Source organism: Brevibacterium marinum (genome assembly GCF_011927955.1).
Lineage (GTDB): Bacteria > Actinomycetota > Actinomycetes > Actinomycetales > Brevibacteriaceae > Brevibacterium > Brevibacterium marinum.
This window is the reverse complement of the sequence record NZ_JAATJN010000001.1, coordinates 145,826-166,153: the sequence shown is the minus strand read 5'-3', so window position 1 is coordinate 166,153 and position 20,328 is coordinate 145,826. Positions and strand designations below refer to the sequence as shown.

19 protein-coding genes are annotated in these 20,328 nt (G+C 62.6%); 14 read left to right on the top strand and 5 right to left on the bottom strand.

Annotated elements, in window-relative coordinates; all coding sequences use genetic code 11:
- Positions 1-7: 7 nt before the first annotated feature.
- On the top strand, positions 8-1,084 hold the full coding sequence (locus BKA07_RS00710; RefSeq protein WP_245161784.1) for an ABC transporter permease: 1,077 nt from the start codon (positions 8-10) through the stop codon (positions 1,082-1,084).
- A 37-nt stretch (positions 1,085-1,121) separates the two neighbouring features.
- Here BKA07_RS00710 and BKA07_RS19110 read toward each other — a convergent pair whose 3' ends face one another.
- Positions 1,122-1,331 carry a hypothetical protein gene (locus BKA07_RS19110; protein ID WP_167949189.1) on the bottom strand — a complete coding sequence of 70 codons (210 nt, stop codon included), beginning with the start codon at positions 1,329-1,331 and terminating at the stop codon, positions 1,122-1,124.
- Between BKA07_RS19110 and BKA07_RS00700 the strand changes: the two genes are divergently transcribed.
- The 3 genes from BKA07_RS00700 to BKA07_RS00690 all read left to right on the top strand — a co-directional run bounded on the left by BKA07_RS00700 (position 1,291) and on the right by BKA07_RS00690 (position 4,994).
- On the top strand, positions 1,291-2,274 hold the full coding sequence (locus BKA07_RS00700; protein ID WP_245162029.1) for an iron chelate uptake ABC transporter family permease subunit: 984 nt from the start codon (positions 1,291-1,293) through the stop codon (positions 2,272-2,274). The two genes, BKA07_RS19110 and BKA07_RS00700, sit on opposite strands and share 41 nt — an antisense overlap.
- The gene (locus BKA07_RS00695; RefSeq protein ID WP_167949187.1) at positions 2,271-3,026 is read left to right on the top strand and encodes an ATP-binding cassette domain-containing protein; all 756 of its coding nucleotides are present in this window, start codon (positions 2,271-2,273) and stop codon (positions 3,024-3,026) included. Before BKA07_RS00700 ends, BKA07_RS00695 begins: the two co-directional genes overlap by 4 nt.
- Before the next feature lie 468 nt (positions 3,027-3,494).
- Positions 3,495-4,994 (top strand): APC family permease, encoded by a 1,500-nt coding sequence (locus BKA07_RS00690; RefSeq protein WP_167949186.1) that lies wholly within the window; start codon positions 3,495-3,497, stop codon positions 4,992-4,994.
- 157 nt (positions 4,995-5,151) lie between these two features.
- On the opposite strand, the gene BKA07_RS00685 is transcribed toward BKA07_RS00690, so the two are convergent.
- From BKA07_RS00685 to BKA07_RS00670, 4 genes are all read right to left on the bottom strand, one after another.
- On the bottom strand, positions 5,152-5,859 hold the full coding sequence (locus BKA07_RS00685; RefSeq protein ID WP_167949185.1) for a cache domain-containing protein: 708 nt from the start codon (positions 5,857-5,859) through the stop codon (positions 5,152-5,154).
- Positions 5,860-5,928: 69 nt separating this feature from the next.
- Entirely contained in the window at positions 5,929-6,693 is a 765-nt protein-coding gene (locus tag BKA07_RS00680; RefSeq protein ID WP_167949184.1) for a FadR/GntR family transcriptional regulator, read from the bottom strand.
- Between the two features lie 216 nt (positions 6,694-6,909).
- Positions 6,910-7,365 carry a flavodoxin domain-containing protein gene (locus tag BKA07_RS00675; protein WP_167949183.1) on the bottom strand — a complete coding sequence of 152 codons (456 nt, stop codon included), beginning with the start codon at positions 7,363-7,365 and terminating at the stop codon, positions 6,910-6,912.
- Positions 7,366-7,408: 43 nt separating this feature from the next.
- Positions 7,409-8,695: an FAD-dependent oxidoreductase gene (locus tag BKA07_RS00670; protein WP_167949182.1), complete on the bottom strand. Its 1,287-nt coding sequence runs from the start codon at positions 8,693-8,695 to the stop codon at positions 7,409-7,411.
- A 303-nt stretch (positions 8,696-8,998) separates the two neighbouring features.
- Here BKA07_RS00670 and BKA07_RS00665 point away from each other — a divergent pair, with 303 nt between their 5' ends.
- The 10 genes from BKA07_RS00665 (at position 8,999) to BKA07_RS00620 (ending at position 20,325) form a co-directional block, all read left to right on the top strand.
- Entirely contained in the window at positions 8,999-10,207 is a 1,209-nt protein-coding gene (locus tag BKA07_RS00665; protein WP_209043822.1) for a cytochrome P450, read from the top strand.
- A 144-nt stretch (positions 10,208-10,351) separates the two neighbouring features.
- Positions 10,352-11,842 carry a glutamine synthetase family protein gene (locus BKA07_RS00660; RefSeq protein WP_167949181.1) on the top strand — a complete coding sequence of 497 codons (1,491 nt, stop codon included), beginning with the start codon at positions 10,352-10,354 and terminating at the stop codon, positions 11,840-11,842.
- Entirely contained in the window at positions 11,839-12,600 is a 762-nt protein-coding gene (locus BKA07_RS00655; protein WP_167949180.1) for a substrate-binding periplasmic protein, read from the top strand. The genes BKA07_RS00660 and BKA07_RS00655 overlap by 4 nt, the downstream gene beginning before the upstream one ends.
- On the top strand, positions 12,597-13,325 hold the full coding sequence (locus BKA07_RS00650; protein ID WP_245161783.1) for a gamma-glutamyl-gamma-aminobutyrate hydrolase family protein: 729 nt from the start codon (positions 12,597-12,599) through the stop codon (positions 13,323-13,325). Before BKA07_RS00655 ends, BKA07_RS00650 begins: the two co-directional genes overlap by 4 nt.
- 30 nt (positions 13,326-13,355) lie before the next feature.
- Positions 13,356-14,186, top strand: a complete 831-nt coding sequence (locus tag BKA07_RS00645) for a gamma-glutamyl-gamma-aminobutyrate hydrolase family protein (protein WP_342448947.1) — start codon at positions 13,356-13,358, stop codon at positions 14,184-14,186.
- A gap of 222 nt (positions 14,187-14,408) precedes the next feature.
- The gene (locus BKA07_RS00640; protein WP_167949179.1) at positions 14,409-14,810 is read left to right on the top strand and encodes a N,N-dimethylformamidase alpha subunit family protein; all 402 of its coding nucleotides are present in this window, start codon (positions 14,409-14,411) and stop codon (positions 14,808-14,810) included.
- Positions 14,810-17,098: a N,N-dimethylformamidase beta subunit family domain-containing protein gene (locus BKA07_RS00635; RefSeq protein WP_167949178.1), complete on the top strand. Its 2,289-nt coding sequence runs from the start codon at positions 14,810-14,812 to the stop codon at positions 17,096-17,098. Before BKA07_RS00640 ends, BKA07_RS00635 begins: the two co-directional genes overlap by 1 nt.
- 608 nt (positions 17,099-17,706) lie before the next feature.
- The gene (locus tag BKA07_RS00630) at positions 17,707-18,009 is read left to right on the top strand and encodes an urease subunit gamma (protein WP_167949177.1); all 303 of its coding nucleotides are present in this window, start codon (positions 17,707-17,709) and stop codon (positions 18,007-18,009) included.
- Positions 18,009-18,623 carry an urease subunit beta gene (locus tag BKA07_RS00625; RefSeq protein ID WP_167949176.1) on the top strand — a complete coding sequence of 205 codons (615 nt, stop codon included), beginning with the start codon at positions 18,009-18,011 and terminating at the stop codon, positions 18,621-18,623. Before BKA07_RS00630 ends, BKA07_RS00625 begins: the two co-directional genes overlap by 1 nt.
- Positions 18,616-20,325 (top strand): urease subunit alpha, encoded by a 1,710-nt coding sequence (locus BKA07_RS00620; protein WP_167949175.1) that lies wholly within the window; start codon positions 18,616-18,618, stop codon positions 20,323-20,325. Before BKA07_RS00625 ends, BKA07_RS00620 begins: the two co-directional genes overlap by 8 nt.
- The last annotated feature ends 3 nt before the right edge of the window (positions 20,326-20,328 follow it).

Genomic DNA, 20,328 nt, shown 5'->3' with positions numbered 1-20,328 from the left:
CGACCCCATGACCAGGACACGCACCCGGCCCGACGATGCCGAGTCGACGGGCGGCACCGCCTCGGTGAGGGCTGGTGACGGCACCGCCTCGACGCGTCCTGTCGGCACGCCGAGGAAGAGTGCGGCCGGGACGAAGAGTTCGCTGATCGGCTGGAAGCTGGCGGCGGGCATCGTCGGTGTCCTGCTGCTGCTCGCGCTCTCCCTGCTCACCGGCGTCTACGACGTCTTCGGCGGTGACGGGGGAGCGGAGATGTTCCAGATCACCCGCATGCCGCGCACCATCGCTCTCGTCCTCTCCGGAGCGGCGATGGCGATGTGCGGACTGGTCATGCAGCTGCTGACGCAGAACCGGTTCGTCGAACCGACGACGACCGGCACCACGGAATGGGCCGGACTCGGACTCATGCTCACCGTCATCGTCTACCCGGACGCCTCGATCCTGGCCCGTATGATCGGCGCGATCATCGCCGCCTTCATCGGCACGCTGGTCTTCTTCCTGTTCCTGCGCCGGATCTCGCTGAAGTCATCGCTCATCGTGCCCATCGTCGGCATCATGCTCGGTGCGGTCGTCGGCGCGATCTCCACATTCATCGCCGTCCAGACCGACATGCTCCAGAGCCTGGGCATCTGGTTCGCCGGCAGCTTCACCTCGATCCTGCGCGGTCAGTACGAGATCCTGTGGGTCGTCGCCCTCGTCGTCGCCGCGGTCTTCATCACCGCCGACCGTTTCACCGTCGCCGGCTTGGGTAAAGAGGTCGCAACGAACATCGGGCTCAACTACAACCGGGTCATCCTCATCGGCACCGTCCTCGTAGCCATCGCCACCGGCGTGGTCACGGTGGTGGTCGGCAGCCTGCCGTTCCTGGGTTTGATCGTCCCCAACATCGTCTCGATGATCCGCGGCGACGACCTGCGCAGCAATCTGCCCTGGGTGTGTCTGCTGGGCATCGCCATCGTCACTATCTGCGACCTCATCGGCCGAGTCATCATCATGCCCTTCGAACTGCCCGTCTCCGTCATCCTCGGCGTCGTCGGCGCCCTGGTGTTCGTCGCACTGCTGCTGCGACAGCGAAAGAGAGGGTGAGGCGCGCCATGTCAGCAGAGACGACAGAGTCCGACATTCAGCCGGCGGCGCAGCCGACGCCATCCGCGACGGCCCCGCCTGCGACGACCCCGCCCGCGTCGACGCTGCCCGCGTCGGCGAGCGAGCGGACAGCAGCGCCGAGCAGCGCCCGGGCCTCGCGCGCGGCCGAGCGCGACGGCCGGCCACCTCGGCGATCGTCCGGGTCGTTGGCCACACCCAAGGCCAAGTGGCGGTACTGGTCGATCATGATCGGACTCATCGTCGCCTCGGCGGCCATCGCTCTCGGACTGCTGGCCTGGGACAATCCGATGCCGATCACCGACGAGGGATTCTGGCTCATTGCGCAGCTGCGGACGAAGAACCTCGTCGTCATCGCTGTCGTCGCACTGTGCCAGGCGTTCGCGACCGTGGCGTTCCAGACGGTGACGAACAACCGGATCATCACGCCCTCGATCATGGGCTTCGAGTCCCTCTATGTGGCCATCCAGACCGCGGCCATGTACTTCTTCGGCGTCACCGCGATCGTCGACCTCAAGGGCCTGGTGCCCTTCACGCTCCAGCTGCTGCTCATGGTGGGCCTGTCGCTGGCGCTCTACGGCTGGCTGCTCTCGGGCAGATACGGCAATATCGCGATCATGCTGCTCATCGGCGTCGTCATCGGCGGGGGGCTCGGCTCGATCGCGACGTTCATGCAGCGGACCCTGACGCCCAGCGAATTCGACGTCCTCGCCGCCCGACTCTTCGGCTCGGTCTCGAACTCCGATGCCAGCTACCTGCCGGTCTCGATCCCGGTGTGCATCCTCGCCTGCGCCGCGATCTACCTCAGCTCCCCGCGTCTGAATGTCCTGGCGCTCGGTCGGGAGACGACCGGCAACCTGGGACTGGCCCACCGGTTCGAGATGATGAAGATCCTGTTCTTCGTCTCGATCCTCATGGCCGTGTCGGTGTCGATGATCGGACCGATGATCTTCCTCGGGTTCCTCGTCGCGATGCTCGCCTACCAGTTCTCCGACACCTACGACCACAAGTACATCCTGCCGATGGCGGCCCTCCTCGGCTTCGTCGTCCTGGGCGGGGCGTATTTCATCATGAATAACCTGTTCTACGCCGAGGGCGTCGTCTCGATCATCATCGAGGTCGTCGGCGGCGGCGCATTCCTCATCGTCATCATGAGAAAGGGGCGCCTGTGATCACGCTGCGCGATGTCCGCAAGTCCTATACCAACGACGTCGAGATCGGACCCGTCGACCTGCAGATCCCTGCCGGGGGAGTCACCGCGCTGGTCGGACCCAACGGCGCCGGCAAATCGACGTTGCTGACGATGATCGGTCGGCTGCTGGGCATCGACGACGGTGCCATCGAGGTCGCCGGATACGATGTGTCGTCGACGAAGTCGAAGGACCTGGCGACGATCGTGTCGATCCTGCGCCAGGAGAACCACTTCATCACCCGGCTGACGATCCGCCAGCTCGTGGGCTTCGGCCGCTTCCCCTACTCAAAGGGACGCCTGAGCGCCGCCGACGAAGAGATCATCTCGCAGGCGATCGATTTCCTCGAGCTGGCCGAACTCGAAGACCGGTTCATCGACGAACTCTCCGGCGGCCAACGGCAGCGCGCCTACGTGGCGATGGTCCTGGCCCAGGACACCGACTACGTGCTGCTGGACGAGCCGCTGAACAACCTCGACATGAAGCACTCGGTGCAGATGATGGCGCACCTGCGCCGGGCCGCCGCCGAGATGGGCCGGACCATCGTCGTCGTCCTCCACGACATCAACTTCGCCGGGCACTATGCCGACCACATCTGCGCCGTGAAGACCGGCAGCGTCGTCGAGTTCGGAACGCCGGAGGAGATCATGACCGCCGAGGTGCTCTCCAGTGTGTTCGACACCCCCGTCGAGGTCATCGACGGCCCACGTGGGCGATTGGCCGTGTACTACTGAGGTGACGCCGACCAGTACTGCTGAGGTATCCCGGTCGGTACTACTGGGGTGTCGCCGACTGCGCGAGGTGCCTCACCGGGAAGTGAGCACGTGATCGATGCGCAGCCGGCAAGACCGCTGGCAGAGTATCGTGGATCCTTGGGAACACTGGGATCGGTGTTCGGCCGATCCTATTGGCTTAAACATCTACAATTGATAGTATTCCAACTGGTTAGCATGGCGGGTCGTCGTCGACTCGCTTCGACATTGGAACTCTGAGCCCCTGAATTTCAAGGGGGAAAGCTGATTATTGCGGGCTCTGAGGATCACAGCGCTGCATGAGAGCGAATCATTTCAGCGTCATTTCCACATTAACAATTTAGTTACAAATGTTTAGTTCGGCGAATTTTGTCGAGACGGCGTTCGAGACCCGAAGAGGGGGCGAATGCTGGTCCGACAAGCTTCGACTCCAACGAAGGAATCGGGAGCATGGATATTCAATCGACTTCAGTCCCCAGCACGCCCAGTGACAGTCAGCACTCGGGCGGGGACTTCAAACGCGATATGGGATTCTGGGGCAATCTCGCCCTCGGGTTCACCTATCTTTCACCGGTCGTCGGCGTCTATGCCACGTTCGCGGCCTCGATGGCGCTGGCAGGACCTCCGGCGTTCTGGATGCTCATCGTCGCCGGCGCCGGTCAGCTTCTCGTTGCCACGGTCTTCGGCGAGGTCGTCTCCCAGTACCCGATCGCCGGCGGCATCTACCCGTGGAACAAACACCTGTGGGGCAAGAAATGGGGGTGGATGAGCGGCTGGGTCTACATGATCGCCATCAACGTCACCATCGCCTCGGTCGCCTACGGTGCGGGCCCGTTCCTGGGAGCTCTGCTCGGCATCGAGATGTCGCCCATCGCCAACGTGCTTCTGGCTCTGCTCATCATCTTCCTCGCCACCCTTGCGAACCTGTGCGGAACGAAGTTCCTCGCCAACGTCGCGTTCGTCGGGTTCGTCGTCGAGATCTTCGCCACCGCGGCCATCGGGGTCTGGCTCCTCCTCACGGTCCGTAAGCACGATCTTTCAGTCCTCTTCCAGGACTTCCGCCCGGGCGACGTGCAGGATCAGACCCCGTTCGTCGTTGCCTTCGTGGGCGCGGCGATCATGGGCATCTATCTCTACTACGGCTTCGAGGCCAATGGCGACGTCGCCGAGGAGGTCCGGCACCCTGGGCGAGTCATTCCCAAGGCCATGCGGATGACGATCTATGTCGGCGGCCTCGCCTCGATGTTCATCGCCCTCGGGCTGATCCTGGCGGTCGGCAGTTTCGAGGACATCATCAACGGGACGATCCCCGATCCGATCACGACGATCTTCCTTGAGGCGTTCGGACCGATCGGGTTCAAATTCGTCATGGCGATCGTTCTGATTTCGTTCCTGTCGTGCACGATCTCTCTGCAGGCCGCGGCTTCCCGTCTGATGTACTCGATGGGCCGCGACGATCAGCTGCCGTTCTCGAAGTTCCTGCGCAAGTTCAGCGGGTCCCGTGCGGTGCCTCCGTATGCGCTCATCGTGGCCGGTGCCATCCCGTCCGCCGTCATCCTCATCTCGCTGCTGAGCGAGAACGCTCTGCTGGCGATCATCTCGTTCGCGTCTTTCGGCATCTATCTCGCGTTCTCCTCGGTGGTCTTCGCCTCGCTTCGGGCACGCGCCAAGGGATGGAAGCCCAGCGGCGAGTTCACAATGGGGAAGTGGGGCTGGACGATATCGCTCTCGGCCTTCGCCTATCAGCTCTTCGCGATGGTCATCGTCGTCTGGCCGGTGGCAGGAGTGCCGTGGTACGACGCCTGGATCGTCGGGCTCATGGCACTCGCGGTCGTCCTGGTCGGCGCGCTGTATCTGTTCGGTTCGCACCCCGAACGTCGGAGCGGAATCAGAGGGGCAGCAGGGGACGCCGCCGGTCCGTCTGTACCCGAACCAGGGGTCCGGTCCTGAGACCTGGTTCGGGTACGAATTGAACCCCTATCGCGTCAGCAATCATCACGCGATGGGGGTTCGATTCATCTCTGTGACCAGCCTCGGAGATGAGTCTTTGGTGATCATCCTCGGAGGACTGTCTCGGAGATGAGTCTCGGTGGTTTGTGGATCCGCGTCATGCGTCGGGAAAGACGAGGCTGAGGTCGACGCTTTCGACATCGATCGGGATGCGTGAGTAGCCGGGAGGCATGACGGCGATTCGCACCCCGGTGCTCAACTGAGCGGAATTGCCGACGAGGACCTGGTTGTGCCGGCTGAGCACGGCGCACCCGGATACAGGAGACAGGATCCGCAGCAGCTCGGTCTCAACGTCGTTCATGAGGATGTCGATGCCGGCGACGCCGACCCTGACCCCGTCGACGGTGCACGGAACGGCCATCGTCATCAGATAGTCGTCGACCCCGAGATGATCGATGTACGGTCCCGCCACGGTTCGCGTCCCCGCGTGGAAGGCGCCTTGGAACCACTCGAGGTACTCATAGTCATAGTACCGATCGGACTCGGGATCGAGGATGAAGTCGCGGCGGTTGATCTTGTCCTCGTCACGTACCCACCATTCGATCCGGGCTGTCTCGGGCTTGAGCTGCGAGAGTTGGAAGATGAGACCGGCACCATCGAGGCCCGGATGCTTGTCCAGGAAGGCGGCGACGTCTCGTCCCAGCTCTGTGCGGACCGAAGCACTGACTTCATGAGGAGGTTCTCCGGTGAAGTCCGAGACGAGCCGCGGGCCGAGGGACTCCTCCAGCTCTTCGAGGCCGCTGAACAGGTCTTCGAGCCAGATCGCGACTCCGCGTGCGACTGCTTCTGCCTGTGAGTTGGCCATGCTGCCCCTTCCTGTGCGCTTTCACCGTGTCGGCGCTGTGATGTTTCACCGTGTCGGCCCTGTGCTTTGTCACCGTGGCGGCGCGGTGTCGGCGCCGTTCGAGTCGAGGGTGAGCTTGACATCGATGAGACTGTAGACCGTCTTCCGGATGTTCGCCTCGACGGCCCGCTCTGCGCGTTCCGAGTCGCGGTCGCTGACTGCCTCGATCACCTCCCGGTGATCGGCGATGACGTCTGAGGTGTGTGCCGCCGCTCCGGCGGGGGACCACTTGAGTGCGAGGATCTCGCTCTGGAGGCGCATCTCTGCTCGCAGCAGTCGTGGAGACTGGGACACGATGGCCAGCTGCATGTTGAAGCGGCTGTCGGCGGCCGAGCATTCAGCGGGCGTGTCCGCGTTCTTCATCCGCAGGGCGGCATGTTCGAGTTCGGCCAGGGCCTGGGTGTGTGCCCGCTGGCAGGCCAGGCGGACGACGCCGGTCGATACGGCGGTGTGCTCATCACCGTAGTCTCGGTACTGGACCATCGACAGGCTGGCGAGGTAGTTCCGGATCTGCTCGTCCGCGGGGAACGGCACCTTGACGATGAAGGTCCCGCCGCTCCTGCCGCGGTGAGTCTCGACGATTCCGGCCTCACGCAGAACCGCAAGGCTCTTGCGCAAGGTGGCGACCGCGACGTTGAATTCGGCCGCGAGCTCGATCTCGGCAGGCAGCCGCTCTCCCACAGAGATCGACCCCAATGAGATTGCGGTGACGATCCGATCGGCAAGAGCATCGCCGAAGCCGAAAGGACCCTGGGCTCCCTGGGATGTGGGAACGAATGCAAACGAACTTGCCAACGGTCCCGCCCCTCCTGACTTCACGTCTGTCTGATCCTGACCACTTCTGAAATCTTAACCCGATGTGAAGCGGACAGGGGTGACGGTCCACGCCGGCAGAGCCCGAGCGGCGACATGATCGACCCGTTGTGCCACCTCGGCGGGCCGCCCAGCGTTGTCGCTTCGTTGGGCCGCTCAGCGGGGCCACCTCGGCCGGTCTCGTGTCGGATCGGCTGTTCAGGCCGCGTCGGCCGCTTCCATGACGGTCGGCAGCCATTCGAGCGCCACGTCGCTGGGCAGGTCCCAGGAGGAGGCGTCATGTCTGCCGTATTCGCCGATGCGAGTGGCACCGAGTTCGGTGAAGCGACGGTCGAGGTGCTCGCTGCCTTGGCTGTAGGTCTCTTCGTAGAACGAATCGCCGAGTCCGAACATGGCGTACTTCACTCCGGTGAGGTCCCCCGAGAATTCGGTGAACCTCTCATGGAAGTCGATTGCAGTGTTGGGCAGCTCGCCGTCGCCGTGGGTGGAGCAGACGACGAGGTAGAAGTTCTCCGGTGTGAGGTCCTCCGGTTCGAAATCCTGCAGGTCGAAGACCTCGGCGGAATGTCCGTCCGCGTTGAGTTTGTCGGCGAGGTCCTGAGCGATGAGCTCCGAATTGCCGGATTCGGTTCCGTAGAGCACGACGGTATTCATTTCATCTCTTTCGTTGGTCGATTGCGGTGTTCAGGCGTTTGAGTCAGGAGTCCTGGGAGCGAGCGGCGGCGAGCATGTCCTCATGGTCATGGAACTTGCGTCGGATGCGTGACTCTCCCGCGTTCGCTCGCTCGGCGGAGTCGATGCGCCCCCAGTGCGCGAAGCTCACGGACTGCTTCGTCAATGAAGCAGGAAGAGCTTCGTAGCCACCGGCCTCGGGATTGATCGTGCAGTCACCCGATTCGACGTCGGCGATGATCTCCTTGGCGACCTGGTGGGCGTCGGAGCGGTTCGCCGGAATTGCGCCCACCGGTCCGCGTTTGAGCCACCCCGAGCGATAGAGCCCAGGTCCGATGCGACCGAGAGTGTCCGAGGGCGTGAAGTCGTATTCCTCGGCGTAGTGCCAGTGACCAGGCGCGTTGACATCGAAGCCGATGGCGGAGATGACCGTGTCAGCGGGAATCACGCTGGCTTCACCACTCGGGGCCGCAGACAGATGGACGGTCTCCACCTGGGTGGTCCCGCCGACTCGAGAAGGGGTGGCTCCGAAGACGAAATGGACATGAGCACGGACCTCATCGACGTCACGGGAAGCGAGTTCTGCGAACGCCGCCTCGCGTTTGCGTCCGAGCGTGTTGTCCTCTGCGGCCGGGCTCGCATTCGCGACGGTGATGCGAACTCCGGGAATCTTGCCGAGCTCGCGGATCATCGCCACATCTGCCTTCGCCGAGGCGATGGGGGAGCGACTGAGAACGGTGACCTCGGTGGCCGGTGAGCTGAGATAGGAGTCGAGGGCCTCCGGGCTCACATCGCTGTCCGCGTAGTCGGCGGCAGTCTTGATGAGGAAGCGCACGATGTCGAGGGCGACATTGCCCGCCCCGACGACGACGACCTTCCGGCCGATCGTGGGCATCGGGATGTTGGGCCGCGGAACGGTGTTGAGCGCATTGACGATGTCGCCCGAGACGAGCACGCCGTCGAGGTGGGCGCCGGGGACAGTGAGCGTTCGGTCACGCCATCGCCCCGTGGCCAGGACGACGATGTCGAACTCGGCTCGGATGACATCGAGGTCGATGTCGCTGCCGACTTCGACATTGCCGGCGAATCTGAAGTCGCCGGAGCCGAAATTGCGGTCGAACTGGCGGGTGACAGCCTTCGTGTGCTGATGGTCCGCAGCGACTCCGTATCTGATGAGGCCGTAGGGTGAGGCGAGGCGGTCGAAAATAGTGATATCTGCATCTTTCCACTGCCGGCGCAGAGCCTGAGCGGTGAAGCAGCCGGCAGGGCCGCTGCCGATGACGGCAATATGTCGGGGTGAGTCAGCGTCCATGGTTCGACCTCCATCTGTCGACGAATTCTCCGTTGAACTCCGGGCCGATGCCCGCCAGTCGCTATGGTCGCCGAGGGGGCCGTCGACTCAACGACCATAACATTCGTTTCTCAATCATTGCCGATTGGTAGTTCTTCGGCAAGTGGGGCGATCGGATTTCTGAAAATCTTCGGTAGACACGGATTTGTCGGGTGAGTCGTGGGCTTGCGTGCGGTGAGTCACATGTGGTTTAATTCATACAGAAGTGAATGTTTAATTCGCCGTAAGCGTTGATCAAAGACGATTGGCTGGAGAGTGACGCTGATGAGCACAACCATCGACACGACAGAACTTCCCTACCTCGACATCTCCGCGCCCGGTTTCGCCATGGCGTCGGAAGAGGTTCGAGACGCCCGCGAGCAATCATGGATCGCCCGGACAAACTACGGCTACGCCGTCCTGCGATATGACGAGGTGGCGGCGTTGCTGAAGAACCAGAGCCTCTCCCAGGGCAGCGCACGTTGGCCGGACCACCATGGAGTCCACTCGGGTGCCTTCCACGAATGGTGGCGGAAGAACCTGCTGGTACTCGAAAGCGACGAGCACCATCGGATCCGGCGGCTGCTCAATCCGGCATTCTCGCCGTCGATGGCACGCAAGCTCGAGCCCGAGTTCGCAGAGATCGCCCACGAGCTCATCGATTCGTTCGCAGACAAAGGAGAATGCGAGTTCGTCCGCGATTTCGCTGAACCCTTCGCCACCCGCGCACTGTGCGCGATGATGGGGCTCGACCACAAGCACTGGCCATTCATCGCCTCACGCGCCAATACCGTCGGCTACGCACTGTCGGTGTCGATCAAGGACGAGATCGATCGCATCGACGAGGCGGTCAACGAGCTGTACGAATTCGTCGAACAGCTCATCGAGGAACGACGGGCACAACCGGGCCAGGATGTCGTCTCGCGCCTCGTCCACTTCAGCGAATCCGGAGACAAGCTCGACGCAGAAGAACTGCGAAACGCCCTGGTGCTCATGCTGTTCGGCGGAATGGACACGACCCGCAACCAGCTCGGACTCGCGATTCAGACCTTCATCCGCAACCCGGAGCAGTGGGAGAACCTCGCGCAGCGGCCCGAGCTGGCCAAGCAGGCCCTCGAAGAGGTGCTCCGGGTCAACCCCACGACCCGCTGGGTGACACGAGAGGTCATCGCCGACTTCGAACTGGGCGGCATCGAATTCGCCGCCGGAACCACGGTGCACCTATTCACTCAGACCTCAGGGTCAGACGAACGCGCATATCCGAACCCCGAGGTCGACATCACCGCGGAAGATCGGAAGCCGCACTTCACCTTCGGCGGCGGAATCCACCACTGCCTCGGACACTACATCGCACGGGCGGACATGAGTCAGGCTCTGCCGATCCTCGCCTCCCGAATCACGAACCTTGCCTGCCCCGGTGGGGACTCCTGGCTGCCCGACTCCGGAAACACCGGCCCGATCGAATTTCCCCTGACCTTCGACCCGCGCAGCTGACCGGTACCTTCCGGCAACAGCCCACCCGACAGCTGACCGGTACCGTCCGACACCCGTCCACCCCACAACCGACCGCACATTCCGGGCCATCCCGGATCATTCGTTCGGCAGAGCTGCCGAACCGCGAACAGAGGACACCGAACAATGACGATCACAGACCCGCACATCACACCGGCAGTGCAGGACGACCCCGCCGTCGAGGCGATTCGTCGCCGGACGGACTCCCAGGGGACGAACCTCGCCGAGGTGTTCCGATCACGCATCGCCTCCGAACTCGAGGACAACACCGCCCTCGACCGTCACCGTGAGGCGAACACGGACAACGACACCGTTGCAGAGCTCAAGGAGAAGATCGAGCGTTCAGGAGTGGAGTACATGTACTACATGGTGCCCACTCTGCGTTCGCGCACGGTCGCCAAAGTCGTCCCGGCCAAACACTTCGTGCGCAACCTCGAAAAGGGCGTGAACTTCACCCGCAACGCCCTCATGGACTTCCAGAACGATATCCACGGCAACCCCATCGGCGCGAACATCAATTCGAAGGAATTCGTGGCGATGCCGGAGGCGGACTCATTCGACCAGCTTCCCTGGGACGAGTCGATCGGCCGGATCTTCTGCTCGACCTACGAACCCGGTCACCTCGGCGGCATTGCGGGACGTCCCAACGTCCATGACTCACGCGCGCATATGAAGCGGACGCATTCGCTGCTCAAAGATGTCTTCGGACTGACGATGAAGTCCGGCACGGAGCCAGAGATGGTGTGGGTGGGAGAGTCCATCACACCGAAGACCATTCCCGGATACAACCCCGCCTATCAGGTGGAGTATCTCGAAGGGATGCGCCCCATCTACAAACGCATCCACGAATACGCCGACGCTCTCGGCTTCGAGATGATCGAAGGCGACTACGAGGATCGCGGCCAGATCGAACTCAACTGGAACTTCGACGACATCGAGAACACCACCGATCGTCTGGTCACCTACCGCCAGATCTGTTCACAGGTCGCTCGCGAGTTCGATGTCGAAGCCTCCTTCATGCCCAAACCCTTCATCGGCGAGATGGGCGCCGGCTGCCACCACAACATCTCCCTGTGGGATGAGGCGGGGACCAACACCTTCGAGGACGAAGGCGTCCAAGAACTGCACCTGTCCCAGCTGGGACGCTGGGCCGTGGGCGGCATCCTCAAGAACTCTCCCGCGATGATGCTCATCTTCGCCTCGACGGTGAACTCGTACAAGCGTTTCTGGGACCCGGGCCAGTTCGCCCCGGCTCGAGCCGACTGGGGACTGGACGATCGTGCGTCGATGATCAGGATCTCCTCGAACGGACGGGCCGAAGTGAGAGTTCCCGACGCTTCGGTCAACCCCTACCTGTCGCATGCGCTGCTGACCGCGGCCGTGGCCGATGGAATCGGCAACCAGGTCGAACCGCCGGAAGCCGGAGCCCAGGGCATCGACCTGCCCCGCACGCTCGGCGAAGCCGTCGAGGTCTTCCGCAACGACGAATTCGTCAGGACCGCGCTGCCTCCGGAGCTCGCCGACACCTTCTTGGAGATGAAGGACAACGAATGGGCACAATACTGCGGTGTGCTCACGCAGTGGGAGTTCGACCAGTACTGGCAGGCCATCCCATGACCGAGACTGCAGATCGTGGCGTCCCAGATGCTCGCACCGGCACCAGCATTCGCTTCGCCTGCATCGACTCGGAGGCCGCACCGCTGTTCGACAAGTCGGAGGACGGCGGCATCACTCGAACCGGGTATGAACCCGAGGCGGCGCAGCTCGTCGCCGATGCCCTCGGCCGAGACCTCGAATGGGTCATCGTGGCCTGGGACGACATGATTCCCGCTGTGATCCGCGGTGACGCCGATGCGGTGTGGTGCGGGCAGGGGATCATCCCGTCCCGACAGGAACAGGTGAACTTCACTCGGCCCTACGCGGTGTTCAACGAATCCGTCCTCGTCCGTGCCGGTGACCCCGCGACATCGGCGCAGACCCTCGGCGGATACAAGGTCGCGGCCATCGAGGGCAGTGCGAACATGGCCCTGGCCGAGACATTCACCGGGGCACAGCTCGTACCCTTCGGTCCGAGCGACGACGTCTTCGGCGACATGATCCAAGCGGTGCGTGATGGCAGTGTCGACGCGATGGTCGACGACGACGTGGTCACGGTTCCATTGGGTGACGATCCCGAGTTCGACATCGCCTTCACGGAGCCGACGCGCAATCCTTGGGGAGTGGGGGTCGCGAAGGACGACGTCCTGATGCTCGAATTGCTCGACACCGCTCTCGCCCAGGTCATCGCCGATGGCCGCCTGGCCGAGGTGTGGGCGCGATGGATGCCCCACCTGCCCTTCCCGGACGAAACTCTGGCAGCAGGACGAGCATCATGACGGATGCGGTCGGCATGGACTCAGGGAAACCGCTCATCGCCGTCCCCGCCATGTCCTCGGGTCAGGTGCGTGGGCTCCGCTATTCGGGGAGCGTCGTCGCCGATGCCGTGCTCAGATCGATCGCCGCTGCCGGCGGGGAACCGGTCATCGTGCCTCCCGTGGTCGACAGCGGACTCTACGCCCGTGTCGACGGCATCGTCCTTCCCGGCGGATCGGACATCGACCCGGGCCGCTACGGTCAGACACCCGACGAATCCTATGCGGGCACCGACCTGCCCGATCAGGACGACGCCGACGCGGTGGCCATCGCAGCGGCGGAGAACCTCGGACTCCCCACCCTCCTCATCTGCCGTGGTCTGCAGCTGTGGAACGTGGAGCGCGGAGGCACGCTGTTCCAGCATTGGCCGGCCGACGGGGTCGACCATATCGGTCAGGTCCACCCGGTCAGCGTCGACGCGCAGTCACTCCTGGCCGAAGCCTTGGGCACCAGCGAGAACGTGGCGGTGTCGAGCTATCATCACCAAGCCGTCGATGAGCTCGGCCGTGGGCTTCGAGTGACCTCACGCGGAAACGACGGCTGCGTCGAAGCCGTCGAGGACGACGAGCACACCATCCTCGCCGTCCAGTGGCACCCCGAGGACCGAGCCGAAACCGACCCCGTGGACCGAGCTCTCTTCGAATGGATCGTCGTGAGGGCAGAGGAACACAGCCAGCGACGCAGTTGAACCACCACGAGACAATGGAGGCGGAGCGCAGTGGCCGTAAATGAACTTGTTCCAGCAGACGTACTGACGACGTCACCCGCCGCCGAGGCGGATGTCGAGATCGCGGTGATCGTCGGCCTGAATGCGCCGGGGCAGACCGAGGACGCGATCGCTCTGCAGAGAGACCTGACGATCACGGCCGTCGACTCCATTCACGAGCTCGGCGGCAGGGCTGTCATCCACGATGTGAGTGTCGCAGATGAACCGGACTACGAGGACATAGCGACCGCAGACGGCATCCTCGTCCTCGGCGGCGGGGACGTCGACGCGACGATCTATGGATACACCGACCCCGTGCCCAACGAGTACGGCAAGGACCGGCGTGCCGATGAGCGCGAACTGGAGATCATCGCCCGAGGGATCGGTGAGGACTCGATCATGCTTCACCTGTGCCGTGGCTCCCAACTGCTCAACGTGGCCTGCGGGGGAACCCTGATACCCGACCTGGATCCGTACGGCCCCCACAAGGGCGCCCCGGGCCAACCGCTCTTCCTCGACGAAGAGGTCCGACTCGAACCGGGGCACTTCGTCCACGACCTCTATCAGGTCGAGAACTTCACTGTCCGCAACGGGCACCACCAGGCCATCGACCGGGTCGGGGTGGGTTTGTCCGTGGCCGCGCGGGCCGCCGATGGAATCGTCGAAGCCACAGAACGGGTGGACAACACCTGGATCGTCGGGGTGCAGTGGCATCCCGAGGAAGCCGGGGCAGATGTCGACGATCGCACGATCCTCTTCGAGGCTTTCCTCGCTCAGGTGCGGGGCTGGAAGAACCGCCCGGTTCGAGGGGCGGGCATGCGAGCGGAAGCGACCAGTGGCTGAGGACGTCGACGACAACTGTGCGGCGGCGACAAATAATGATCTCCCCCGAGAGGGGCATGAAATGCATATTTCACCAGGAAGGATGATTGATTCTTAATTCTTCAACCGGGCAAGCGAAGCTACTGATATGCGCAGAGTGATTCAAATCTAACTTGTTCTGCTGGATTCGGGCCACCGGCTGGCTCGATTCGACCACCCACTATGAACTCAGAAAGGTATCCAATGCCGTATACATCTCCGGAACAGCTCAGAGATCATAACGACGATTGGCTCGACTACTACTATCTGCGACGTGGCCGGGACATCCTCAATATGATTGACGAGGAACTGATCGACGAACATCGGAAGAATCCCGAGCAATCTGAAACTTATCACAGTGCAAAGTTGCACGAAGTGCTTAACTACTTCCGGGCTCTCCCAGTGCTCGGTAAGACATTCGCGTATGCCGAAGTGCCCTATCAGCGCTATCGACTCGGTGTCGTCACAGAGCGAGGGAAAGAGGCGCGCTGGGTCGATGACGGAGTCTATGCCTCGGAACAGGAAGCTGTTCACGGCATCTTAAAGTACAGGATCGAGGAACTGCGACAGCGATTAGAAGCTGCGAACGGAAAGGAGATTCGGTAATGGCCAGACTGCGAATTCGCGGATACACCGATCGGCCGAATGTTGCACCCGGTGAGTCGCTGAGCGTTCACATCTCCTGCGATGACCCGGGAACTTATGAGGCACAGTTAGTAGCTCTCAGGAATGGGGACCCCCATCCCGATGGGCCCGGACATAAAGAGTCACCCGTAGAGAACGACGCGAACGGCAACTATCCCGCAAAGTGGAAGAGGACCCAGGCCGGTGGATTCGTGCAGGTTCCCGACCTGCAGAAGAAATTGGCGCCGAGCGGGAGCTTCACTGTTCATGCTTTCTTCAGTGCGATGCTTCCAGGACATGGAATGCAATGCCTCATTTCCCGATGGGACGAGTCCACCCAGAGTGGGTGGGCGGTTCAGGTGGATGAGCAAGGACGTTTGAGATTCCGCGTGGGAGATGGAACGGGAACCGTCCGTGACGTCGTCAGCGACAAGTCACTTTTCGTCGATACATTCTACTCCATCACATGCACCTATAACGAGGACGAGGGGACGCTGGCGCTGCGTCAGAAACAGGTCGTCAACAGTACCAACAGTCGGTTCGGAATGGTGTTTCCTCTGGACGGTGACACGACTGTGAAAGCCGAGTCCAGGTTGGATCCGGGCGCGCCATCCGTGCCTCTCGTGATCGCTGGCCAGGTCGAGGATGCGTCCTCAGGGGATACGTGGATTGTCAACAACTTCAATGGGAAAATCGACAGTCCATCGCTCTTCTCCGGAGCTGCTTCGGAAGAAGACATGACTTCTCTGGAACGGGGCGAGGCTCCCCACACGCTTCAGCCCTTCGCCCGTTGGGACTTCACCGCTGGATTCGGAAAGAACGGCATCCCGACTGACGACGTCGTCGATGTTTCAGGAAACGAGTGTCACGGCTTCTGCGTGAACCAGCCGGACAGAGGGATGACCGGCTGGAATTGGGAGGGCCGCGAGGAAGTCTTCAAGTATTGTCCTGAAGAGTACGGTGCGCTTTGGTTCCACGATGACTCGCTTGACGATGCCCGTTGGGAGAAGGACTTTGACATCCGCATTCCAGAGGGGACACCCAGCGGCGCGTATGCGATGCGACTGACGCAAGGGCAGAATGTCGATTGGGTCCCGTTTTTCGTTCGGCCGCCCCGGGGCACGGCCACGAGTAAGGTTCTCCTGCTCATTCCGACGTTCAGTTACCTGGCTTATGCCAATACCCAGGTGATGCAGAATGGGGCAACCGGTCAAGCTATCATGGGACATTTCACCGTTCTCGAAGAGATCGATCTGGAACTCAATGAGTACACCGAGCCGTATGGGCTGAGCACCTATGACTATCACCGAGATGGGCGAGGGTGCCAGTACTCGAGTTGGCGCCGTCCGATCCTCAACATGCGACCGAAGTACACTCACGAGTTTGGTTCCGTCTGGCAGTATCCTGCTGATCTCCAACTCATCGATTGGTTGCACAGCCAGGGAATCGACTTCGACATCGCCACGGATCATGACCTGCAGGAAGAAGGAGTTGACCTCTTCTCACGCTATAACGTAGTCATGACGGGAACACACCCTGAATACTATTCGCGTCAGATGATCGACGGGTGGGAGCAGTACCTGGCCCAGGGTGGCCGAGGTATGTATCTCGCGGGGAACGGTATGTATTGGGTCGCCGATCAGCATCCGGAAAAGCCCTGGATGGTGGAAATCCGTAAGGGAGAGCAAGGAGATCAGGCATGGAGGGCTCGTCCCGGCGAGCTGTATCACGGCGTCAGCGGTGAGCGCGGAGGGCTATGGCGAATGCGCGGACGCTCCTCGGCAAAGGTGTGGGGCACCGTCTACACCGCACATTGCCTCGATGTGAGTGTCGGCTTCCAGCAGATGCCGGATGCCCGAAAGCCAGAGATCAGCTGGATGTTCGATGGAATCGACGAGGACGAGGTGATCGGCGACTTCGGACTTGTCAACAATGGGGCATCAGGACTGGAAGTCGACCGCTACGACCAGACTCTCGGAACCCCTCCCAATGCTCTTCTCATCGCGAGTTCCTACAGCGAAAGCAAGAACTGGGTGCTTGTCCCTGAAGAAGCGTATTTTGCCTATTCGGGGATGAACGCACCGGAGAATCCATTGGTGCGAGGCGATATCGTCTACTTCTCCTCCCGCAACGGCGGTGCGATGTGGAGCCCGGCGTCGATGACGTGGTGTTCCAGCCTGCAGTGGAACGACTACGACAACAATGTCTCGACGATGACAGCCAACGTTGTCCGTTATTTCGCACAGGACGGCCCGCTGCCGGAAGTCTGAGCGGATCGATGCAGAACGATATGACGGGAGGGCAAAGGAAACCGCTCTCCCGTCATATCGTTGTTCAAATGGATGGTTCGAAGAGAGTTGGCCGATCAGCGGCTAACCGCCGGGCGGATCGTCACCCAGCGGCTGACCGCGACGATGAGCAATGCACGATGAGGCCGAGGGTTAGGAGTCCGTCGGCGGCTATGTAGAACAGGTGCAGGCTCGACCCGCCGTCGTCGGTCCCCGCGGGCACAGAATTCGTGCGTTTGTTGAGCAGGGGTCGGATCACCGGTAACTCGGCGATGACGACTGCGTTCACCGCATAAGCCAGGTGCCGAAAGACAGCTTCCGAGCGGCCCTGATCCGGGTATCACCGACCCGCGCATCACTGACCGCCCGACACGGCCACCAGCAACGATCCTCGTCGTGGTCCCGAGTGGACTTGACTGCCCCCGGGCGATGGGTATTGTTGCTTGCATGAGCGTATCCTCGCGGGTGAGAGGCTGCTTACGGACGTCGTTCGACGTATCCGGCCCGGGGTTCGCGCCCTCGACGAGACAGGCAGCCTTCACATCACCTCTGCGAATTGATACATACCTTTCGAATGCACCGGGGGAGAAGTGTTTCTCAGTCTGTACGAGCAAGAGCGTCTGATGATCTACACGGCCGGCAAGTTGGCCCTGGAGCGCAAAGACCGCGGCCTCAAGCTCAACCTGCCCGAAGCGACCGCCGTCATCACCTCCTATCTTCTCGAAGGTGCCAGGGATGGAGACAGCGTCGCCGACCTCATGGAATCGGGCCGACACGTGCTCAGCAGAGACGACGTCATGGAAGGGGTGCCGGAAATGCTTACTCAGGTTCAGGTCGAGGCGACGTTCGCCGATGGGACCAAGCTCGTGACCGTGACAGGGCCGCTCCAATGATGAGCAATGAACGCGGACCGGCGGGAACCGGACCCGACGAGGAGAAGCGGGGCACCAACCCGTTCGAGAACGAAGAGCTCCAGCCCGAGCACCGCGACACCGGCGCCGAGCATCCCAGCGATCACCCCGGTCGCGACTACGACTATGTCGAAGCAACGGTAGTGGCGGAACCGGGCATCGAGGAACGCCAGCGACACCCGTCCTCGGGCCCCAGCGGTCCCAGTGAGCCTCGGAGACCCGGCTCGGGTTCCCGGCAGGGCCCGCGTGAGGAGTCCGAAGCACCGGTGACGGCGGCGGACACGGTCGTTCCTGGTCAGATCTTCCTCCGTGATGAGCCCGTCGAGGTCAATATGGGACTGGCCGTGACGACCCTGCGAGTCGCCAACGTCTCCGACCGTCCGATCCAGGTCGGGTCGCACTTCCACTTCGCCGAGGTGAACCCCGGCTTGGAATTCGATCGTGAACGGTCCTGGGGCAAGAGATTGAATGTGCTCTCCGGTGGTGCGATGCGCTTCGAGCCGGGAGCAGATGAGGAAGTCGAACTCGTTCCCTTCCAGGGCGCACGCATCGCCCTGGGGTTCCGAGGCGAATGCAGAGGAGAGCTGGATGGTTGACATATCGAGATCCGAATACGTGGCCTCGTTCGGTCCGACAGTCGGTGACCGGATCCGGCTGGCCGACACGGACATCGTCATCGAGATCGAGAAGGACTACTGCGTCGGCGGCAACGAGGTCGTCTTCGGCGGTGGCAAGAGTGCCCGGGAGTCAATGGCCCAGTCGTCTCGGACTCGAGCCGAGGGCACCCCCGATCTCGTCATCACCGGTGTGATCATCCTCGATCACTGGGGAGTCATCAAGGCCGACGTGGGCGTGCGCGATGGCAGATTCGTCGGCATCGGACGCTCCGGCAACCCCGACACCATGAACGGGGTCGACCCCAACCTGGTGATCGGCCCGAACACGGAGATCGCTGCCGGCAACGGACTCATCATGACCGCCGGCACCATCGACACCCACGTCCACTACGTCGGACCCGACATGTTCCAGGTCGGCCTCATGGCCGGGACCACGACGATGGTCGGCGGCGGCACGGGCCCGACCGAGGGGTCGAAGGCCACCCTGGCGACACCGGGGCCGTGGTGGTTGGCGCGGATGTTCGAGAGCATGGACCCCTGGCCGGTCAACGTTCTCTTCCTGGGGCGCGGCAACACCATGAACGACGAGGCTCTGCTCGAGCAGGTGCGCGGCGGCGCCGGCGGCTTCAAGATCCACGAGGATTGGGGTGCGACACCGGCCGTCATCGACAACGCCTTGCGCGTGGCCGATGACACCGGGGTCCAAGTCGCCATCCACTCGGACACCCTCAACGAAGCCGGCTTCGTCGAGGACATGCTCGCCGCGGTCAAGGGGCGCACCTTCCACGCCTTCCACACCGAAGGCGCCGGCGGCGGTCACGCCCCGGACATCATCACCATCGCCTCGGAGCACAACGTCCTCCCTGCCTCGACCAACCCGACGAGGCCCTTCACCGGAAACACCGTCGACGAGCACCTCGACATGGTCATGGTCGCCCACCACCTCAACCCGCAGGTGCCCAATGACCTCGCGTTCGCCGAGAGCCGGGTGCGGGCGGGCACCATCGCCGCCGAGGATGTGCTCCAGGACATGGGCGCACTGTCGATCATGTCCTCCGACGCTCAGGCCATGGGCCGCATCGGTGAGGTCGCCATGCGCACCTGGCAGACCGCCCACCAGATGAAGCGTCTGCGCGGCCCCCTGGAAGGCGATGTTCGCGCCGACAACAACCGCGCCATGCGATACATCGCCAAGTACACGGTCAACCCGGCCATCGCCCACGGCATCGACTCCCACGTCGGCTCGATCGAGGTCGGCAAACTCGCCGACTTCGTGCTCTGGCAGCCCTCGATGTTCGCGGTCCGTCCGCACACCGTGTTCAAGGGCGGCATGGCGGCCGTGGCAGCGCTGGGCGACCCGAACGCCTCGATCCCGACCCCGCAGCCGGTGTCCGAACGGATGGGCTTCAACCACCGGAGTTCTGCGGCCGCCTCGACGAGCCTGGCCTTCGTGTCCGAGCACGCCATCGCCGACGGCATCGCCGACAAGGTCGACGTCGACAGGCCCTTCGTGCCGATCACCTCGACCAGGGAGGTCACGAAGGACGACATGATCCACAACTCGGCACGGCCGAAGATCGACGTCGACTCCGACACCTATGCGGTGACCATCGATGACGAGCTCATCGAACACGAACCGACCGAGTTCGTACCCATGGCCCAACGCTATTTCCTGTTCTGAGAA